This window comes from Pseudomonas sp. A6, from assembly GCF_052367875.1.
Classification (GTDB): Bacteria; Pseudomonadota; Gammaproteobacteria; order Pseudomonadales; family Pseudomonadaceae; genus Pseudomonas; species Pseudomonas citronellolis.
Map to the genome: position 1 here is coordinate 1,481,872 of NZ_CP198970.1, position 18,297 is coordinate 1,500,168.

General features: G+C 68.8%; 14 protein-coding genes. 4 read left to right on the forward strand and 10 right to left on the reverse strand.

Going from position 1 to position 18,297, the window contains the following annotated elements; genetic code table 11:
* Positions 1 to 3 precede the first annotated feature (3 nt).
* Positions 4 to 2,754 carry an ATP-binding protein gene (locus tag ACTWJ5_RS06725; protein WP_444437888.1) on the forward strand — a complete coding sequence of 917 codons (2,751 nt, stop codon included), beginning with the start codon at positions 4 to 6 and terminating at the stop codon, positions 2,752 to 2,754.
* 377 nt (positions 2,755 to 3,131) lie between these two features.
* Here the strand turns inward: ACTWJ5_RS06725 and ACTWJ5_RS06730 are convergent, their stop codons facing one another.
* Both ACTWJ5_RS06730 and ACTWJ5_RS06735 read right to left on the reverse strand, forming a co-directional pair.
* Entirely contained in the window at positions 3,132 to 3,320 is a 189-nt protein-coding gene (locus ACTWJ5_RS06730) for a hypothetical protein (RefSeq protein WP_074983098.1), read from the reverse strand.
* Positions 3,321 to 3,555: 235 nt separating this feature from the next.
* Positions 3,556 to 4,101, reverse strand: coding sequence for a TetR/AcrR family transcriptional regulator (locus ACTWJ5_RS06735; RefSeq protein ID WP_253408452.1), 546 nt, complete (start codon positions 4,099 to 4,101; stop codon positions 3,556 to 3,558).
* 453 nt (positions 4,102 to 4,554) lie between these two features.
* Here ACTWJ5_RS06735 and ACTWJ5_RS06740 point away from each other — a divergent pair, with 453 nt between their 5' ends.
* A complete protein-coding gene (locus ACTWJ5_RS06740; protein ID WP_444437890.1) occupies positions 4,555 to 5,574 on the forward strand; it encodes an MASE2 domain-containing protein in 1,020 nt (339 codons plus the stop codon).
* A gap of 602 nt (positions 5,575 to 6,176) precedes the next feature.
* Here ACTWJ5_RS06740 and ACTWJ5_RS06745 read toward each other — a convergent pair.
* Positions 6,177 to 7,226 (reverse strand): RNA methyltransferase, encoded by a 1,050-nt coding sequence (locus ACTWJ5_RS06745; RefSeq protein ID WP_444437892.1) that lies wholly within the window; start codon positions 7,224 to 7,226, stop codon positions 6,177 to 6,179.
* Between the two features lie 79 nt (positions 7,227 to 7,305).
* Positions 7,306 to 7,590 (reverse strand): type II toxin-antitoxin system prevent-host-death family antitoxin, encoded by a 285-nt coding sequence (locus ACTWJ5_RS06750; protein WP_444437894.1) that lies wholly within the window; start codon positions 7,588 to 7,590, stop codon positions 7,306 to 7,308.
* Positions 7,591 to 7,985: 395 nt separating this feature from the next.
* Here ACTWJ5_RS06750 and ACTWJ5_RS06755 point away from each other — a divergent pair, with 395 nt between their 5' ends.
* Together ACTWJ5_RS06755 and ACTWJ5_RS06760 are read left to right on the forward strand one after the other, a co-directional pair.
* Complete coding sequence (locus ACTWJ5_RS06755) at positions 7,986 to 8,480, forward strand: BRO-N domain-containing protein (protein WP_043272468.1); 495 nt, start codon at positions 7,986 to 7,988, stop codon at positions 8,478 to 8,480.
* Positions 8,481 to 8,605: 125 nt separating this feature from the next.
* A complete protein-coding gene (locus ACTWJ5_RS06760) occupies positions 8,606 to 9,166 on the forward strand; it encodes a DUF6436 domain-containing protein (protein WP_058488689.1) in 561 nt (186 codons plus the stop codon).
* 652 nt (positions 9,167 to 9,818) lie between these two features.
* On the opposite strand, the gene ACTWJ5_RS06765 is transcribed toward ACTWJ5_RS06760, so the two are convergent.
* From ACTWJ5_RS06765 to ACTWJ5_RS06790, 6 genes are all read right to left on the reverse strand, one after another.
* Positions 9,819 to 11,153 carry a TldD/PmbA family protein gene (locus ACTWJ5_RS06765; protein WP_444437895.1) on the reverse strand — a complete coding sequence of 445 codons (1,335 nt, stop codon included), beginning with the start codon at positions 11,151 to 11,153 and terminating at the stop codon, positions 9,819 to 9,821.
* The gene (locus ACTWJ5_RS06770) at positions 11,153 to 12,589 is read right to left on the reverse strand and encodes a TldD/PmbA family protein (protein WP_256514553.1); all 1,437 of its coding nucleotides are present in this window, start codon (positions 12,587 to 12,589) and stop codon (positions 11,153 to 11,155) included. The genes ACTWJ5_RS06765 and ACTWJ5_RS06770 overlap by 1 nt, the downstream gene beginning before the upstream one ends.
* A 386-nt stretch (positions 12,590 to 12,975) precedes the next feature.
* On the reverse strand, positions 12,976 to 13,869 hold the full coding sequence (locus tag ACTWJ5_RS06775) for an alpha/beta hydrolase (RefSeq protein WP_444437898.1): 894 nt from the start codon (positions 13,867 to 13,869) through the stop codon (positions 12,976 to 12,978).
* 50 nt (positions 13,870 to 13,919) lie between these two features.
* Positions 13,920 to 16,151: a TonB-dependent siderophore receptor gene (locus tag ACTWJ5_RS06780; protein WP_444437900.1), complete on the reverse strand. Its 2,232-nt coding sequence runs from the start codon at positions 16,149 to 16,151 to the stop codon at positions 13,920 to 13,922.
* 75 nt (positions 16,152 to 16,226) lie between these two features.
* Complete coding sequence (locus ACTWJ5_RS06785) at positions 16,227 to 17,573, reverse strand: HAMP domain-containing sensor histidine kinase (protein ID WP_116422494.1); 1,347 nt, start codon at positions 17,571 to 17,573, stop codon at positions 16,227 to 16,229.
* Positions 17,573 to 18,277: a response regulator transcription factor gene (locus ACTWJ5_RS06790; protein ID WP_253392281.1), complete on the reverse strand. Its 705-nt coding sequence runs from the start codon at positions 18,275 to 18,277 to the stop codon at positions 17,573 to 17,575. Before ACTWJ5_RS06790 ends, ACTWJ5_RS06785 begins: the two co-directional genes overlap by 1 nt.
* Positions 18,278 to 18,297 lie beyond the last annotated feature (20 nt).

Consider the following 18,297-nt stretch of genomic DNA (forward strand, 5'->3'; position numbering starts at 1 on the left):
ACGATGCGAGGACTGTTCCGTGGCCACTCCAACGACAAGGCCGCCCTGGCGCAGAACGGCGAAGCGCTGATGGACGAGGCGCAGAGCGGGCTGGACGAGCAGTACTGGCAATGGAGCCAGGCGCACTGGGACCTGTGCATCGAGCTGGATGCCGAGGACCGCGTGTGCCGCCTGGGCGGGCGCCGCGCCCGCTGCCTGGCGCAGCCGACACATGCCGGCACGGCGCGCCTGGGCGACTATCTGGAGCGCAGGTCCCGGCCCGCCAGCCCGGCGCCGGAGTTGCGCCAGAGCCGCCAGGCGGACCTGGCCCTGCGCAGCCTCGACCAGCAGCCGCTGGTCTTCCGCGTGCAGGTCAGCCCGCTGGCCGGCCGCGGCTGCCTGCTGCTGGGCACCGACATCTCCGACCTGAACTGGCAGAGCGACCGGGAAAAGTCGCAGATGCAGTGCTTCAACGTCATCAAGCAGTTGCTCTCCCGGCTCAGCCACGTCGCCCTGGCCGAGCTGCCGGGCGCGCTGGGCGAAGTGCTGGAGGTCATGGCCAACAGCTTCGCGCTGCAATCCATGGCGCTGGTCCTGGCGGAGCCGGGCGGCGGCGGGCGGGTGTTCGCCTGCTACGTCCGCCCCGGCGCCCACAGCCTGCTGCGCGAAGGCCTGGCCCTGCCGGATTGCGGGCTCGCCGCCCTGGCCGACAGCACCCTGCTCGGCGCCGGCGGGCCCGGCTCGGCGTTGCTGAAGCAACTGTGCTGCGAACGCCTGCGGGTGGTGCCGGCGACGCCGCAGGGCGGGCAGGGCGCCTGGCTGATCGGCGAACCGGACGGCCTCGACGAAGGCCGCGCGGGACTGTCGCCCGGCGACTGGCAGTGCCTGGCCGAACAACTGGCGCTGCAGGTCTTCGGCCGCCTCGAACGCAAGCGCCTGCGCGATGCCCTGCACCGGCTGAACCTGCTGGAGAGCAGGGTGCAGGGCGGCTACTGGCGCTACGACGCGGCGCGCGAAGGCTTCCAGTTCTCCGCCGCGGTGGCGGCCATCCTGGAATTGCCCGAGGGGCAGACGCGGCTGTCGCGGGAGGAACTGCTGCAGCGGCTGCACCCCGCCGATGCCGACGAACTGCTGATACGCCTGCGCCAACTGGGCCCCGGCGGGGAGCTGGCGCAGGACCTGCGCCTCTGCCCGGATTCCTGGACCCGCATCCGCCGCTGGCTGCACCTGCAGGGGCGCTGGCAGGGCGGCAGCGAGCACGGCTTCCTCGACGGCGTGCTGCTCGACGTCAGCGAGGCCCGCCAGCAGGCACAGCAGGCCGAGGCCACCCATGCGCGCCTGCGCAACCTGATCGACAAGGCGCCGGTGGTGATCTACGTGCAGCGCGTGGAAGACGGCCAGCTGATTCCGGAGTTCTACAGCGAAAGCGCCGGCAACCTGCTGGGCCTGGACCTGCAGGCGAACAGCTGGCAGGCCCTGGCCGAGCGCGTGCACCCGGACGACCTGGGCAGCTTCTTCGAGCGCGGCCGCACGCTGCTGCGCGAAGGGCGCGTCAACGCCGAGTACCGCCTGCGCGACGGCGCCGGGCAATGGCACTGGCTGTACGACGAGGCCAAGCTGCTGCGCGACGCCCAGGGCCTGCCGCGGGAAGTGGTGGGCCTGTGGCTGGACGTGACCGAGCGGCACCAGGCCGCGCAGCGCATCGCCGAGAGCGAGGAGCGCTACCGGATGCTGGTGGAGGACTCGCCGGCGCTGATCTGCCGCTATTCGGCCAGCCTGGTGCTGACCTTCGTCAACCACACCTTCGCCAGCTTCCTCGGCGAGCCGGTACAGGCGCTGCTGGGGCGGCGCCTGGACTACTGGCTGTCCGAGCGCGATTGCAGCGCCCTGCGCGCCCGCCTGGTCGAAGGGGCCGGCGGCGGCGTCGAGGAATCCTGGGAGCTGCGCTTCAACCTGCCCGGCCGGGAGTGTCGCTGGCTGATCTGGAGCGACCGCCTGCTGTTCGACGACCAGGGCCGGCTGCGCGAAGTCCAGGCGGTCGCCCGCGACAACACCTCGGTGCGCCATTCCCAGCAACAGCTCGCCCAGGGCGCCAAGATGGCCGCCCTGGGGCAGATGGTCAGCGGCATGGCCCACGAGATGAAGCAGCCCCTGCACGTCATGCGCCTGGCGCTGTTCAACGCCTGGCAGCGCCTGGACGACCCGCAGTACCTGGGCGAGAAGCTCAAGCGGGTGGATGCCCAGGTCGACCGGCTGACCCGCGTGGTCAACCACATGGGGGTGTTCAGCCGCAAGTCCGACTTGGACATGGCCCCGTTCGATCCCCAGGCCTGCTGCGAGGCGGTGGTGCTGCTGCTGGGCGAGAGCATGACCCAGCAGGGCATCACCCTGGAGCTGGAGGCGCCCCAGGCGCGGCCGAAGGTTATGGGCTTTGCCGACCAGCTGGAACAGGTGCTGGTGAACCTGCTGGCCAACGCCCGCGACGCCTTGCTGGAAAAGCGCGAGGGTGCCAGGTGGATCCGCCTGGGCCAGCACCCTTGCGCCGAGCCCGGGTGGCTGGAACTGCACGTGTGCGACAGCGCCGGGGGCATCGAGCCGGCACTGCTGGAGCGCATCTTCGAACCCTTCTTCACCACCAAGCCGGTGGGGCAGGGCACCGGGCTGGGGCTGTCGGTGAGCCACGACCTGATCCGCAACATGGGCGGCAGCCTGTGCGTGAGCAACGCCGAAGCCGGGGCGCTGTTCGTCATCCGCCTGCCCCTGGCGGAAGGCTGAAAGTTCCGGGGTGATGATCGCCGGCGAAGAAGTTCGCCGGTTTAGTTTCGCGATGAAACAGTGGGTTTTGATGTCGGGCTAAGTTGCTCCCTGGTGGTGTACTTTGTTTTTCATCATTCGAAGAATACTTGGGTGCGAAGATAATACATCGAGGGCATTGGTATGCTGTTGGCGATCCTTGCTGGTGTGCTTGTTGTTATTGTCCTTGAGTTTCTACGCGTATTGAGAAACTCCGCCCGTAGACGGCGGCGCAATCCTGAAGACGAATGAGGCAGAGAGGGCGGGAGGCTGTCCCTGCAACGGGGGCGGCCAGGTGTTGCGGAGGGGCGCTGCCTGGGCTGTAGCGGCTGCGCGGGGTGGTGGGGTTGTGCGCCGGGCTAGCCGGCCCGGGCTCTGGAGAAGCGGATCTTCTGCCAGCTGACCTCGCTTCTGAAGTCACCGGTATCGCCCAGCAGCTTGAAGCGCATGCTGCGGTACAGGGCGGTGGGGAAGCTGCAGCCTATCCTTCTCAGGTGGCCGTACATCCAGACCAGGCCGGAGTCCTCGTATTGAACTTTTGCTTGCATGGCATTCCTTGAATGAAGGATGAGTCGTTCTTCTGGTTTTGCATAGGGCTCGACTTTTGAATTATGGAAGTGGGTGGATGACTTGGATATATCCACATTGAACTAGTTGCTTCGTCTAGTTATTGAATAGGCACAACTTTCCCGGGGGCTATCCAGGTGGAATATCGGCGTGGGTTCTCGGGCGGCGGGTGTACTGCGCAAAGGGAAGGCCTGCGCCTCCCCGGTCACCGGGCGTTCATTCCCCTGGCGGGAGCAGCGTATCGATCTCGCGGAAGATCGCCTGCCATTCCGCCTCGCTCATCTCCATCAGGCCGAAGGAGCGCAGCAGGAAGGCGCCCTTGGCGGCGAGGAAGGCCAGGCGGGCGTTGCGGCTGCGCTCGTCGTCGCCGCCTTCCTGGATGAGCAGGGGGCGGTACCAGTCGCTGGAGCGCTGGCGCAGTTCCTCCCGGCTGAGCATCGCCGCGAGCACGGCCGCGGCGCGCTTGCCCAGGGCCTCGTCGCTGGCGGCCAGCAGTTGCACGTGGGCGCGCAGGTTGTCGAGCGGTTCCGCTTCGTCTGGGGTGTTGTCGCGTACAGCCACCTCGAACTCCGCTTTCCATCGGTTGAACATGGCCTCGATCAGGCCATCCTTGGTGCCGAAGCAGGATTGCACGCCACCCTTGCTGATCCCGGCGGCCTTGGCCACCTCGCCGATGGACAGCGCCGCAACGCCTTCGCGCATGACCACGCCTTCGGCGGCATCCAGGACCTTGCCTCTATCAATGACGGGGCGCTTACTCATCGGGTCTCTTCTGCATTAGAATACGGTCGTATTTTAAGGTTGGCCAGCCGTGCGGCCGCCCGTGCCGGTTGTGCCCCGCTGCGCCTGGCAGCCTGGGGACGGCACGGTCCTTCTCGATTCGCAGCAGCCGCTAGAGCTGCGCGCGTGCGGTAATGGCCTGGGACCCTGTCCGGCAGGGAGGCGGTGGCTTCCATTCCTGACCGATTCGTCAACGCTTGCCACCCGCTCGGCGAGGGGCAAGTCATCAATGTTCATGGCAATGGCGATTTTTTGACATTGCCGGTCTTGCGGGTAAACGTCGCCGCTATGTGGACGGAAGGCTGACGCTTTCACCCAATGGGGAAGCATAACGCGCCCAGCGGGAAAGGCACGTCAGACATGCTGGCAATTTACAGGCGCAGTTGCCGATGCCGCCTGGCGACCCTTCGCCGAAGGCCGTCTCTGGATTGATGTATGGAAATGGAAAGCAGTACTTCCGCCGGTATCGCCTTCGCCAGGCGCATCCACGCGCCACGCAGCCTGGGCTGCGGTCTCAGCTTCGTGTTCATCGCGGTGCTCGTCTATCCCGGCCACCCCGCGCTCTGGGCCTGGATGCTGGTCAACGGCTTCCTCTGGCCGGGCCTGGCCCGGTTCATCGCCGTGCGCGCCGCCGTGCCCTACCGGGCCGAGCTGCGCAACCTGCTGCTGGATTCGCTGTTCGCCGGCGGCTGGGTGGCGATCATGCACTTCAGCCTGCTGCCCTCGGCGCTGCTGCTGTCGATGGTCACCATGCACAACGTGGCGGCCAACGGCCCCGGCTTCATGCTCAAGGGCCTGCTGGCCAACGCGGCGGGCATCCTGGCGATGGGCTTGCTGACCGGCTACCAGGTGGACCTGGAGACGCCCAGGCGGGTGATCTGGGCCTGCCTGCCGATGCTGTTCTTCTACCCGCTGGCGGTGGGCTGGACCAGCTACAGCCTGGCGCGCCGCCTGCACGCCCAGCGCCGCGCCTTTTCCCTGGTGGACTGCTTCGACCAGCAGCAGCTGTTGCTGTCCTACGACGTCTGGCTGCACCGCCTGGCCCAGGAATTCGGCCGCTGCCGGCGCGGTGGGCCGCGGGCGACCCTGGCGCTGATCCGCATCGACGACCACACCCGCCTGCGCCTGCGTTACGGCAACCTCACCGCCGAGGCCCTCAGCGTGCGCCTGGGCCACCTGATCAAGGCCGAGGTGCGCAACACCGACCACGTCAGCCGCAAGCATCCGGACGAATATCTGGTGCTGTTCCGCCAGACCCACGGCGCCGGCGCTCGCGCCTGCGTCGAGCGCATCGCCCAACTGTTCGGCAACTTCGACCAGGCCTCGCTGCCGCCGCTCTCGCTGAGCATGGGCCTGGCCGACTACTCGACCGACTTCGCCAGCGAACACGACTGGATCGAACACGCCCGCCAGGCCCTGGCGCCGTGCGCCGCCGCCGAGGACGCAGCCCCGTAGGTGCCGGCTGCGCCGAGGTGCTCTTCGTAGGAGCGCGCCCTGCGCGCGAAATCGCGGGCAGGGCCCGCTCCTACAGGTTTCCGTGAGGCATGGCATTCTCCCCCGTAGGAGCGGATCTTATCCGCGATAACCGGAACCATCGGCGCGGTTCGCGGATGAGATCCGCTCCTACGCTGCCCCACCCGCGCCATTCCCCTGTAGGAGCGCGCCCTGCGCGCGAAATCGCGGGCAGGGCCCGCTCCTACAGGTTGCTGGGGAGCACGGTATTCCTCCCCCGTAGGAGCGGATCTTATCCGCGATAACCGGAACCACCGGCGCGATTCGCGGATGAGACCCGCTCCTACGCTGCCCCACCCATGCCATTCCCCTGTAGGAGCGCGCCCTGCGCGCGAAATCGCGGGCAGGGCCCGCTCCTACAGGTTGCTGGGGAGCACGGTATTCCTCCCCCGGAGGAGCGGACCTTGTCCGCGATAGCCGGAACCACCGGCGCGATTCGCGGATGAGATCCGCTCCTACGCTGCCCCACCCGCGCCATTCCCCTGTAGGAGCGAGCTTGCTCGCGAACCACATGGCACCGGGTTTGTTCGCGAGCAAGCTCGCTCCTACGAAGAGCGCCTCGGCGCGATGCTCAGCCGGCTGGTATCCACCAACTCCACCACCCGCGCCCGCAACTGCCCGCAACCACCCTCCACATCCTGCCCCGCGCTGTTGCGCACCTTGGTCAGCACCCCCCGACTGTGCAGGTAGCGCACGATCTCTACGATGCGCTCGCCGTCCGGGCGCTGGTAGGCGTCGCCTTCCAGGGCGTTGAAGGGGATCAGGTTGAGCACCGCGAACTTGCCCTTGAGCAGGCGCAGGATGCCGTCCAATTCATCCTGGCCATCGTTCACGCCCTTGAGCAGCGTCCACTGGTACTGGATGGGGTAGCCGACCTGGCGGGCATAGGCCTCGCCCAGCTCCACCAGTTCGTCCGGGGTGAGCTTCGGCGCCTTGGGCAGCAGGTGTTCGCGCAGGTCCGCGCGGGTGGTGTGCAGCGACAGGGCCAGGGCCGGTTTCACCCGCTGTTGTGGCAGGCGCTCGAACACCCGCGGGTCGCCCACCGTGGAGAACACCAGGTGCTTGTGGCCGATGCCACCGTCGCCGCCGAGGACGTCGATGGCCTCCAGCACGTTGTCGAGGTTGTGCGCCGGCTCGCCCATGCCCATGAACACCACCTTCTTCACCCGCCGCAGGCGCCGCGCCAGCACCACCTGGGCGACCATCTCGGCGGCGCTCACCTGGCGCAGCAGGCCGCTGCGGCCGGTCATGCAGAAGCGGCAGCCCACCGCGCAGCCGACCTGGCTGGAGACGCACAGCCCATCGCGCGGCAGCAGCACGCTCTCCACCATCTGCCCGTCGGCCAGGCTCACCAGCAGGCGCTCGGAGCCGTCCCCGGCGGGGTGGCGGGAGTGCAGGCGCGCCAGGCCTTCCAGCTGCGCGGCCAGCTCCGGCACGGCGTTGCGCACCGCCAGCGGCAGGAAGTCCTCGCTGGCCTGGCGCTTGGTCCCGGCATCCAGCGCCCGGCCCTGCAGCCAGGCACGCAGCATCCGCCCGCGATGGCGGGGCAGGGCGCCGAGGTCGGCGAGGAGTTGGTCGAAATCGGTCAGGCGCATGGGGCGCGCATGCTAACACTGGCGCGGGGTGTGGCGAAGGCGGGGCGATAAACCACGCAGGCGGCGCCTGAAGGGACGTTCAGCGGTCGCTGAAGCTTTCCACGAGGTCCTCATGGCGGATCGCCCGGCCCGGTTCGAAACCGGCCAGGCGATCATGGGCGAGGTTCTCCAGGCGCAGGTCGTGCAACTCATCGAGCAGGGCCTGGTAGGACTCGACGTCCAGGATGACCGCCATGGGAATCCTGCCCCTGACGACTACCAGCTTCTCGTGCTTTTGCGCCGCGACTTCCCGCAGCCGGGCGTCGAGCGTTCTCTTCAACTGGGTGAGCGAAACGGCGCGTGCCGTATGCCGGCGTGTGTTCATGGCGGTGCTCCCGATAGGCGAAGGCTGGACGATGGTTGAGCAGGCCCGCTCGGACCATGCCCCGAACAGCGTTTCGGAGGCTTCCCACATGGCTATCCGTTACGGGCTTACATCGCGCCTCTCTATTCTCCGCCGGTCACGGTCGACCCCGTGGCCGGGTTTGACGACCCGTGGAACAGGCGCGATCGCGCCGATGGCATATGCGAAAACGGCGTAGCGTTTTTTGCAGGCCCCCGTGCGCAGTTCGATCCATCTGCCACGCTTCATGGCGGATCGCGCGGGGAGGCCTTCGGGCCTGCCGGTACCTGTTCCCGGTTCGTCAACCCCGCGCGGTCCGCCTCCCTTCGTTTGACGACGCAGCGGCGGACTCCCCTCTCTGAACAGGAGTTCCCAGCATGCATGATGCCTATACCGCCACCACCTTCCTCCGCCACAACCGTCCCCTGCGCGGCCTGCTGATCGATGACCAACCCTGGTTCGTCGCCCACGACCTGGCGCGGCTGCTCGGGCTGCATCATCCACAGGCGCTGGCGCGGCGGCTGGATGCACATGAGGCGCGCTCGGTGCTGTTGTGCGCGGCCTCCGGCGCCGAGGAGTGGCTGGAGGTGGTCAACGAAGCCGCGCTGTACAAGGCGCTGATCCGCTTCGGTCACCCGGAGAACCGCGCCCTGGGGCGCTGGCTGGGCGAGCAGGTGATTCCGCTGCTGCGCGACCAGGGCCGCGTCGATCCGCAACGGCCCCGGCGGGTGCTGATGAGCTGGCGCTCGCAACGGGTGACGCTGCTGGACTGGCAGGGTGAGCTATGGGTGCCGCTGCAGCAATTGCCCACTTTCAGCCCTTGCAGCGGCGAAGGTAGTGGCTGGCTGGGGCGCCTGCGAGCTTCGCTCTAGCCCGCATATAGCCTGGTTTTGTCGTCATCCGGCAGGCTGCGGCCGCAGCCTGCCGGTCAGGAAGGGCTTGCCCTGGCGGCTGGACGTGGCAAGCTAGCGGCCCTCCCGTCCACCCCTTCCGCATCATGTCGCTCAATCGCAAAGTCGTTCTCGCGGGCGTGCTCATCGTGGCCTGGCTCGGCATTCTGTTCGCCGCCTTCTGGTCGTTCCACGGCCGCTACCTGCGCAGCTATCCCGATACCACCCAGCTGTTCGATGGCCAGGCGCTGCAGCTGCCGGCGCAACTGGCAGGCCCGGGGCACATCCGCGTGGTGCATTTCTGGGACCCGGAATGCCCGTGCAACGTCGCCAACCAGCAGCACCTGGCCTCGCTGATCAAGCGCTTCGAGCCCCAGGGCGTGGACTTCTACGCCTACCGCAAGCCCGGCACCCAGGGCCGCCTGGCCAGTGAGCTGTGGGGCCTGAAGCCGCTGCCGGAATTCCCCTCGCCGCCGCCCATCGCCGCCAGCCCCTCGGTGGCGGTGTGGGACCGCGACGGCAAGCTGGCCTACTTCGGCCCCTACAGCGAAGGCGCCACCTGCACTTCGGCCAACAGCTTCATCGAGCCGGTGATCCAGGCGCTGGTCGAAGGCCGCCAGGTGAAGTCCCCCAGCACCCTCGCCACCGGCTGCTACTGCGACTGGTAACGGCGTTGGGCCTTGCGCCCCTGGGAGCGGCTTTGGCTTTTCGTAGGAGCGAGCTTGCTCGCGAAGGGAGTTTGCCGGTGGCTGTGGTGTCGGGTTCAAGAGCGCCCTCTCCCCAACCCTCTCCCTGAAGGGAGAGGGGGCTGTCCTCTGCGGGCTGGAGGTCAGGTGCCATCCTCACACATCGTCATTCCCGCGAGCGGTTGTACGCCCTGCATCACCGGGTGGGCGTGGCGTAGGGCGGATAACCGTTCGCGGTTATCCGCCGCTTGACCGTGCGGCCCTGGGAGCGGCTTTGGCTTTTCGTAGGAGCGAGCTTGCTCGCGAACAGTGGTTACCGGTGGCGCAGGTGTTGGGGGTAAGAACGCCCTCTCCCCAACCCTCTCCCTGAAGGGAGAGGGGGCTGTCCTCTGCGGGCTGGAGGTCAGGTGCCATCCTTACACATCGTTATTCCCGCGAACGGTTGTACGTCCTGCATCACCGGGTGGGCTTGGCGTAGGGCGGATAACCGTTCGCGGTTATCCGCCGATTGACCTTGGCCCCAGGGCGCGCTGGATTCGAACCCGAAGCTCCCGTTTCCGAGCGCTCCGGGCTTGACCAGGAGGCCGGCGTCGAGATGGGTGTAACGGCGTACAACCGCGAACGGTTGTACGCCCTACAGCGTCAGCGTGAAACGCTCCACCAGCGCGCCTGGCAGCAACTGGGTGGCCGCGCTGCGGCGTCCGTAGGTGTTGGTGTCGATGCGCAGTGAGCGTTCGCGGGTCAGCGCCTGCAGGTGTTCGCCGAGCAGGCTGTAGAGGCTGTTGTCGAAGCGCATGCTGGCCAGGGGCGCGACTATCCGGCCGTCTTCCACCCAGAAGCTGGCGAAGCGCGTCATGCCGGTGATGCGCGCGGCGGCCAGGTCCGAGTAGTTCAGGTACCAGAGGTTGCCGATGTACAGGCCGGTGCCCAGGCGCGCCAGCACTTCGTCCTCGGGCAGCTCACCGGCGGCCATGACCAGGGACTGCGGCGTCTCGTGACTGTTGGCGCCGTAGGCGGGCAGGTTGAATTCCTTCGCCGAGCGCGGGCTGACCAGTTGGCCGACCATGCGTCCGCCCTCGATCAGCGCCTGGTCGCGGCGCAGGAAGCCGTCGCTGTCGAACAGCGGTTCCAGGCCGGTGCTGGCCGCTTCCTCCAGGCTGACTTGCGGTGACAGGCTGGCATGGCCCAGGTGCAGCGACAGCAGCGGGCTCTGGCGGGTGGCCAGTTCGCGGGCGGAGAAGCCGCCCCAGCACAGCAGCGAGATGATTTCCTCCAGCGCCGCCGGCGCCAGGTAGGCGCGGTAGGCGCCGGGTTGCAGCGTGCGCCGTGGGCGTTGCAGGTAGTCCAGCTGCTCGCGGGCGCGGGCGAAGGCCTGGCCCAGGGCGGCGGCGTTCCAGTCGCGCGCGGCGTAGGTGGTCTTCACCGCCTCGCCGTTGTCGGCGAACAGGCTCCAGTCCAGGCTGGCGCTGCCGGCAGCGTGCCAGCCGAAGCTGCCGCGGGTGTTGGCGAAGCCGCGGTACAGCGGGCCGCCGGCGTAGATGCCGACCAGGTCCAGGCCTTGCGCCCGGGCGTCCACCTGGTCGATCACCTCGCGGACTTCCGGCAAGCGGCCGGGGGCTTCCTGGACGCGGGTCCAGGGCTCGTCCTCCAGCAGCAGGTAGGGGTCTTCCGGGACCACTTCCAGGGTGCCGCGCAGTTGTTCCAGGCCCTGTTGCAGGCGCTGGCGGTCTTCTTCCGCGCCGCCGGTCAGGCTCAGCTCCAGGCTGGCGTGGCGCGCGCCGCGGATCAGCCGCAGCTGCGCTTCGATCTGCAGCACGCGGGTGGCCTGGCGCACCCGGGCGTGGTTGAAGCGCACGAAGTCGGAGTCCTCGGCGGCGAGCCACAGGCTGAATTCCTCGTCGCCGCGCAGCCGGCCCTTGAGCCAGTCGGCGAGTTCGCGCAGGTGGTCGGGGGACAGTCGCAGTTGCATCAGGCCTGCCCTCCGAACACGGTGACGTCCTTGAACACGCAGGCCGGCGAGGCGTGGCCGACGGTGATCGCCTGGTTGGGCTCGCCCTTGCCGCAGTTGGCGGTGCCCAGCACGCTGAAGGTGGAGGCGTCGCCCACCGCGCCCAGGCTGCGCCAGAACTGCGCGGAGATGCCGCGGTAGTTGGGGTTGCGCACCACGCCGGCGAGTTCGCCGTTTTCGATCAGCTGGCCCCATTCGCAGCCGAACTGGAACTTGTTGCGCGCGTCGTCGATGGACCAGGAGCGGTTGGTGGCCATGAGGATGCCTTTTTCGATGCCGCCGATCAGTTGCGCCAGGCTCTGGTCGCCGGGCTCGACGTTGAGGTTGGCCATGCGGTCGATGGGCGCGCGGTTCCAGCTGCTGGCGCGGCTGTTGGCCACCCCGGCGAGCTGGCTGCGGGCCTGGGACAGGGCGCCGCCCAGGGGGCGCTGGAGGATGCCGCCGGCGATCAGCAGCCGGCGCTCGGCGGGCGTGCCTTCGTCGTCGTAGGCGTAGCTGGCCAGTTCGTCGGGCACGTCCGGGGCGAAGCTGACGTTGAGCAGCGGCGAGCCGTACTGGTAATGGCCGAACATGTCCGGCGTGACGAAGCTGGTGCCGGCGTAGTTGCGCTCGTCGCCGAGGATGCGGTCCAGCTCCAGCGGGTGGCCGATGGATTCGTGGATCTGCAGGATCATCTGGTCGGGCATCAGCAGCAGGTCGCGGGTGCCTTCCGGGGTGTTGGGCGCCAGCAGCAGTTGCAGGGCCTCGTCGGCGACGCGCGCGGCGGCGCCGGCGAAGCCGCTGTGCAGCACCACCTCGGCGCCGCCCTGGCGCGCCACGTCGAAGGTGCGCGTCTGGCTCTGCCGGCCGTCGAAGGCGGTCACCGAGAGCCAGGGGTAGAGGCGCTGGGTCTCGTGCAGCAGGTCGCTGCCGTGGCGGTCGAGGTACAGCTGCCGCTCGCGCACCACGCGCAGGCTGGCGGACCAGTCGACGATGCGTTCCTCGCGCGGCACCGCGGCGCATTCCGCGCGCAGCAGGTCCAGCCATTGCGCCAGGTCCGGCAGCGGGGTGTCGAGGTTCGGGCTGCTACGCCGCTGGCGGCCGAGGTCGGCGCCGGTCTGGGCCGGGCGCGGCAGGGCACGGGCGGCGATGCCGGCGGCGAGCTGGCGGGCGCGTTCGAAGGCCTGGCGCAGGCCTTGTTCGCCGAGGTCGCTGGTGGCGGCGAAGGCTTCCACGCCATCGATCTCGGCGCAGAGCATGGCGCCCTGGTCGAGGCCGTGGCGCACCGGGTCGGGCTGGTCGCGGGTCACGCCGCAATCGAGGCTGTGCCGCTGCACCAGGCGCAGGGAGCGGAAGGCCGGGTCGTGGCGCAGGGTGGAAACGAAGTGGCGCAGGGCCGCATGCAGGCTGTCGGGCATCCGGGGGCTTCCTGGGGAGGGGCGAACTCCGGATTGTGCTCCTGCCGCAAACTTCATTGCCAGTGTGAAAAAGGGGGAAGGGCGGAGGGGATGGCTTTGGCTTTTTGGCTTTTGGGCTTTTCGTAGGAGCGAGCTTGCTCGCGAACAGGGGTTACCGGCGGCGTAGGTGTTGGGGATAAGAACGCCCTCTCCCCAACCCTCGACTGCGCGCCCCGCCCTGAAGGGAGAGGGGGCTGTCCTGAGTGGGCTGGGGGTCAGGTGTCATCCTTGTACATCGTCATTTCTGCGAACGGTTGTACGCCCTGCATCACCGGGTGGACCTGGCGTAGGGCGGATAACCGTTCGCGGTTATCCGCCGTTTGACCTTGCTCCCCGGCGCGCCTCGGTTACGGGTAATGCTCCAGCACATAACGCAGCGACGCCGGCAACATGGGCCCATGACCCAGACCATCGAACCGCTGGTACTGCACCTGCAGGCCCGGCACCTTGGCCAGGTCGGCGCTCAGTTCGCGGGCCGGGCGTTCGGCGTCGCCTTTCAGCGGGCCGCGCGGGTTGCCCGGTTCGTCGCCGCCGCGCATCAGCAGCAGGCGCGGGCGGCTTTCGCCCAGGCGTTGTTGCAGGCCGGCGGCTTCGCGGACGATGGCGCCGTCGTGCCACCACAGCGAGGGGCTGGCGGCGGCGTAGGTGTTGAACTCGCCGGGGCGGGTGAACAGGGCGTGGAGCACGGCCAGGCCGCCGTAGGAGTGGCCCCAGAGGGTCTGCCGGCTGGCGTCGATGGGGGCGACGGCGGCGACCATGGGGCGCATGCGTTGGCGCAGCAGGTCGAGGAAGGCGTCGATGCCGCCGCTGGGCTGGCCGGTCAGCGGGTCGAGTTGCCTGGCTTCGCCGGGCAGCGGCGGGGTGTAGTCGTAGGTGCGGGCGTTGCGTTCGATGCGCTGCTCGGTCTGGTAGCCGACCGCGACCAGCAGCGGCGCCTGGCCGCTGGCGAGCTTGTCCAGGCTGGCGGCATCGAGCGCGCCGAGGGCGGCGTTGCCGTCGAGCATCCACAGCACCGGGTAGCCGGCGGCGGGCGCCGGACGTTCGGGCTTGCCGACCCACAGGCGGTAGTGGCGCTGGCCGTCGGCGGAGTCGAGTTCCAGCTGGGTGAAGCGGTAGGCCAGGTCCTGGCGTTGCAGCAAGGTGGTGTCCATCTTCTGGTCCGGCGCCGGTTGCGCCAGGGCCGCCGGGGCCGGCGCGGCCAGTGCCAGCGCCAGGACCAGGGGCAGGGTGGTGGTTTTCATCAGGCGATCTCGTCTGCCGGCCCCCGCCGGGAGCGGGGGCCGGGTGGTCCTCAGAAGGACGCGGTCAGGCTGGTGTAGAGGGTGCGGCCGGGTTCGTTGTAGGTGGCGGCGCCGGCGCCGGCGATGTTGGTCACGCCCTGGGCGTTGCCGGCGCGGTACAGGCGCTTGTCGAAGATGTTGTCGACGCCGGCGGTGAGGCTGAGGTTCTTGCTGATCTTGTAGGTGCCGCTGGCGCCGGTCAGCGCGTAGGGCGAGAGCTGGTCGTTGGCGCTGCCGGTCACGCGGTCGCCGTGGTAGTCATACTTCTTCGGCTTCTGCTTGCCGTACCAGGCCACGCTCAGCTGCAGCGAGAGGTCGTCGCTGGCCTGCCAGTCGAGCATGGAGTTGAGGGTGTACTTCGGCGTCACCGAGAGCACGTCGCCGGTTTCCTTGTTCTTCGACTGCAGCATGTAGGTGAAGTTGTTGTTCCAGGTCAGCTGCGCGGCCAGCGGGATGCTCAGGGTGCCTTCCAGGCCCTCGACCAGTGCCTTGGGCACGTTCTCCCACTGGTAGATCGCGGCGTTGGCGTAGCTGCCGGTGCCGCCGGTCGCGCTGCCCACCGGGGTCAGGCCGGAGTCGATCTTGTTCTTGTAGTCGTTGCGGAAGTAGGTCAGCCCGGCGACCCAGCCGTCGTCCTTGTACTCGATGCCCAGTTCCTTGTTGACGCTGGTCTCGGCCTTGAGGTCCTCGTTGCCTTGCAGGTAGCAGCTGGTGGTCTGCCCGTAGCAGCCCTGGCCGCGGCTGTAGAGCAGGTAGTCGGGGTTGAGCTGGTAGAGGTTCGGCGCCTTGTAGGCGCGGGCGATGCCGGCCTTCAGGGTGAGGGTGTCGCTCAGCGCGTGGGACAGGTTGAGCGACGGGCTCCAGTTGTCGCCGACGATGCTGTGGTGGTCGAAGCGCAGCGCCGGGGTGAGCATGGTGCCGGGGAGGATCTCGATGTTGTCCTCGGCGAACAGTGAGAAGATCTGCGCCTGCGAGGTGGTGTCGCGGCCGCTGCTGGTCAGGCCTGCGACCGAGCCGCCCTCGGTGGTGGTCTGGGTGTTGGCGCTGGGGTCGTCGAGCTTCTGCTGGTTCCACTCGCTGCCCAGGGTCAGGGTCTGGTCGCGCCAGGCGTGCAGCGGCAGGTTGACCTCGCCGTGGGCGGTCAGGTCGCGCAGGGTCGAGGTGTAGAAGTCGGTGTTGCTGAAGATGCCCTCGGTGCCACCGGCCAGTCCTTCGTTGATGCGGCTGTTGCGCGTCTTCTCGTACTGCAGGTAGGCCATCGAGCTGCCGAAGTCCCAGTCGCCGCGGTGGGTGAGCGAGTAGTTCTCGCGGTACATGATGTTGGTCTCGTGACCCAGCATGCTCTTCACGTTGGCGTTGCTGTTGGTGTTCTGGGTGTCGCCGGTGTAGATGTTGCCCTGGCGGCTGAAGCCGCTCTCGAACTCGAGGCTCTGGTTGGGCGCCAGCTTCCAGCTCAGCTGGCCGTTGATGTCCTTGTTGCGCACGCCTTCGCGGCCGGCGGGGAGGGTGCCGGCCTGGTTGCCGGTGCGCTCGGACTCGTGGCCGGAGTTGATGTCCCAGTCGTCGGCGTCGGTCTTGGCCAGGTTGCCGTAGACGCGGTAGCTGAGGGTGTCGGTCAGCGGGCCGTTGAGGCCGAAGCTCACGCGCTTGCTGGCGCCTTCGTCGCCGTGCTGCGGGAAGTTCTGGTAGACGGTGAGGTTGCCGTGGGTTTGCCTGGCCGCCTGCTTGGTGATGATGTTCACCACCCCGCCCATGGCGCCGGAGCCGTAGCGCGCCGCCGCCGGGCCGCGGATGACTTCGATGCGCTCGACCTGGTCGGCCGGCACCCAGTTGGTGTCGCCGCGGGTGTCGCGCTCGCCGCGCCAGCCGTAGCGCACCGAGCTGCGGCTGCTGACCGGCTTGCCGTCGACCAGGATCAGGGTGTTCTCCGGGCCCATGCCGCGGATGTCGATCTGCCGGTTGTTGCCGCGCTGGCCGCTGGTGGAGTTGCCGGTGAGGTTGACCCCCGGCATGGTGCGGATGATCTGCGACAGGTCGTTGGCCGGCGGGCGCTTGGCGATGTCCTCGGCGGTGATGACGGACACGCCCGGGGCCTGCTTGGTTTCTTCCTGGGCGGTGGCGACCACGGTCTGGCTGTCCAGTTCGACGGGCTGCTCGTCCTGGCTGGCGGCATGGACGGCGCTGGCCAGCAGGCAGCTGGACAGCAGCAGGAAGGGGACTAGGGGTTGGGCACGGGACGACATCTTCGATCTCCGGAAGTTCAGCCTGAAGGCGAGAGATCGAAGATGATAATTACTCACAATTGCGAGTAAAGCGCATTAACTTTCTAAACACTTCCAGGCCGCCGGCAACAGCAGGTGCAGGCACAGGCCGGGGTGGGCGTTGGTGGCCCACAGGCGGCCGCCCTGCAGCTCGATGGCGCGGCGGGCGATGGCCAGGCCCAGGCCGAAGCCGGCGCCGCTGCCTTCCAGGCGCTGGTAGGGCTCGAAGATGCGCTCAAGGTCGGCCTCGGCCACGCCGGGGCCCTGGTCGCGCAGGCACAGGTGCCAGTGCCGGCCTTCGCGCCAGCCGTCGAGGCTGACGCGGCCGCCCGCCGGCGAATGGCGGATGGCGTTGCGCAGCAGGTTCTCCAGGGCCTGGGCCAGGCTGTCCAGGTGCACCTGCGCGCTGCATTCGGTGCCCAGCGAGCAGGGCAGCCGCGCCGGCTCCCAGCCGCTCTCGAAGCAGGCGTCCTCGCGCAGCGCTTCCCACACCGAGAGCACCAGCACCGGTTCGGTGGGCAACTGCGGGCGCTCGGTGTCCATCCAGGCCAGGTCGAGGGTGTCTTCCAGCAGCCGCTGCATGTCGGCCACTTCGCGGCCCAGGCGCTGGCGCAGCTGTTCGGGCGGCAGCTCGCCGTCGTGGGCGATGCGCAGCCGCGCCAGGGGCGTGCGCAGTTCGTGGGACAGGGTGCGCAGCAGCAGGCGCTGCTGGGCCAGGCTCTGGCGCAGGCGCGCGGCCATGTGTTCGAAGGCCTGGGCCAGCTCGCCCAGTTCGTCGCGGCGCTCCTGCAGCGGCAGGCCGGGGCTGTCGAGGTCGTCGGCGCGCAGGGCGTCGGCGCGGTCGCGCAGGCGGTTGAGCGGCACCACCAGGTGGCGGTACAGGGCCAGGCCCAGCAGCAGGGCCAGCAGGGTCGGCGCCACGCCGTGGGTGATGACGTGGGTCCAGGGCGTCAGGCCGCTGGGCAGCAGGCGCTCGGGCAGTTGGATGACCAGGCGGCCGTCCTCGGGGCGTTCGGGGAATTCGATGCTGACGTAGGGCAGCTCGTCCTGCAGGCGCCGGCTCATGGGCCAGTCGAGCTTGCGCATGAAGGTCAGGTGGCTGGCTTCCTCGGCGCTCAGCGCGGTGGTGCCGAGGCTTTCCAGGCGCGGGCCGACCAGGGCGACCCAGGTGTCTTCCTCGCGTTCCAGCTGGCGGCGGAAGGCTTCGGCGCCGGCCGCGCCGCCCTGGCGCCAGGCCTGCTCGGCCTGCAGGGCGTAGCGCGCGAGGTACAGGCGGTCGGCTTCGTCGAGGAAGTAGGTGCTGCGTTCCACCGACAGGCCCCAGTTCCAGATCAGCCAGGTCAGCGTCAGGCAGAAGCCCACCTGCAGCAGGGCCAGCTTCCACAGCAGCGGGTGGCGGCGCATCAGGCGCCGTCCGTTTCGACCAGCACGTAGCCCTGGCCGCGCACCGCCTGGATCTGCAGGTGCTGCGCGCCGATGGCAGTGAGCTTGCGGCGCAGGTTGCAGACGTGCACGTCGAGGCCGCGGTCCAGGCGGGTGTAGGCGCGGTGCAGCACGCTCTGGTAGAGGAAGGCCTTGCTCAGCGCTTCTCCGGGGTGCGCGCGCAGGGTCGCCAGCAGGCGGTACTCGGAGCCGGTGAGGCCGGCGGCGCGGCCCTGGTGGGTGACGTCGCGGGCCTCCTCGTCGAGGGTCAGCTCGCCGTCCCGGGGGGCCTCGGCCGGGCGTCGGTCGAGGGCCACGCGGCGCAGCAGGGCGTCGACCCGGGCGTCCAGCTCGGCCAGGCTGAAGGGCTTGGGCAGGTAGTCGTCGGCGCCGCGGGTGAAGCCGCTGATGCGGTCCTGCTCGGCGCCCAGGGCGGACATCAGCATCACCGGCACGGTCTGCCGGCGGCGCAGTTCGTCGAGCAGGCTGAGGCCGTCGACGCCGGGCAGCATGATGTCCAGCAGCACCAGGTCGAAGCGGCCCTCGCGCAGCGCGGCCAGGCCCTGGGTGCCGTTCTCGCAGGCGCGCACGGCGAAGCCGCGGGCCAGGAAGTGGCGTTCCAGGTCCGGGCGCAGGTGGGCGTCGTCTTCCACGAGGAGTAGTTGCGGTGACACGTGATCAGCCATGGATGAGAACAAAAAGCAAT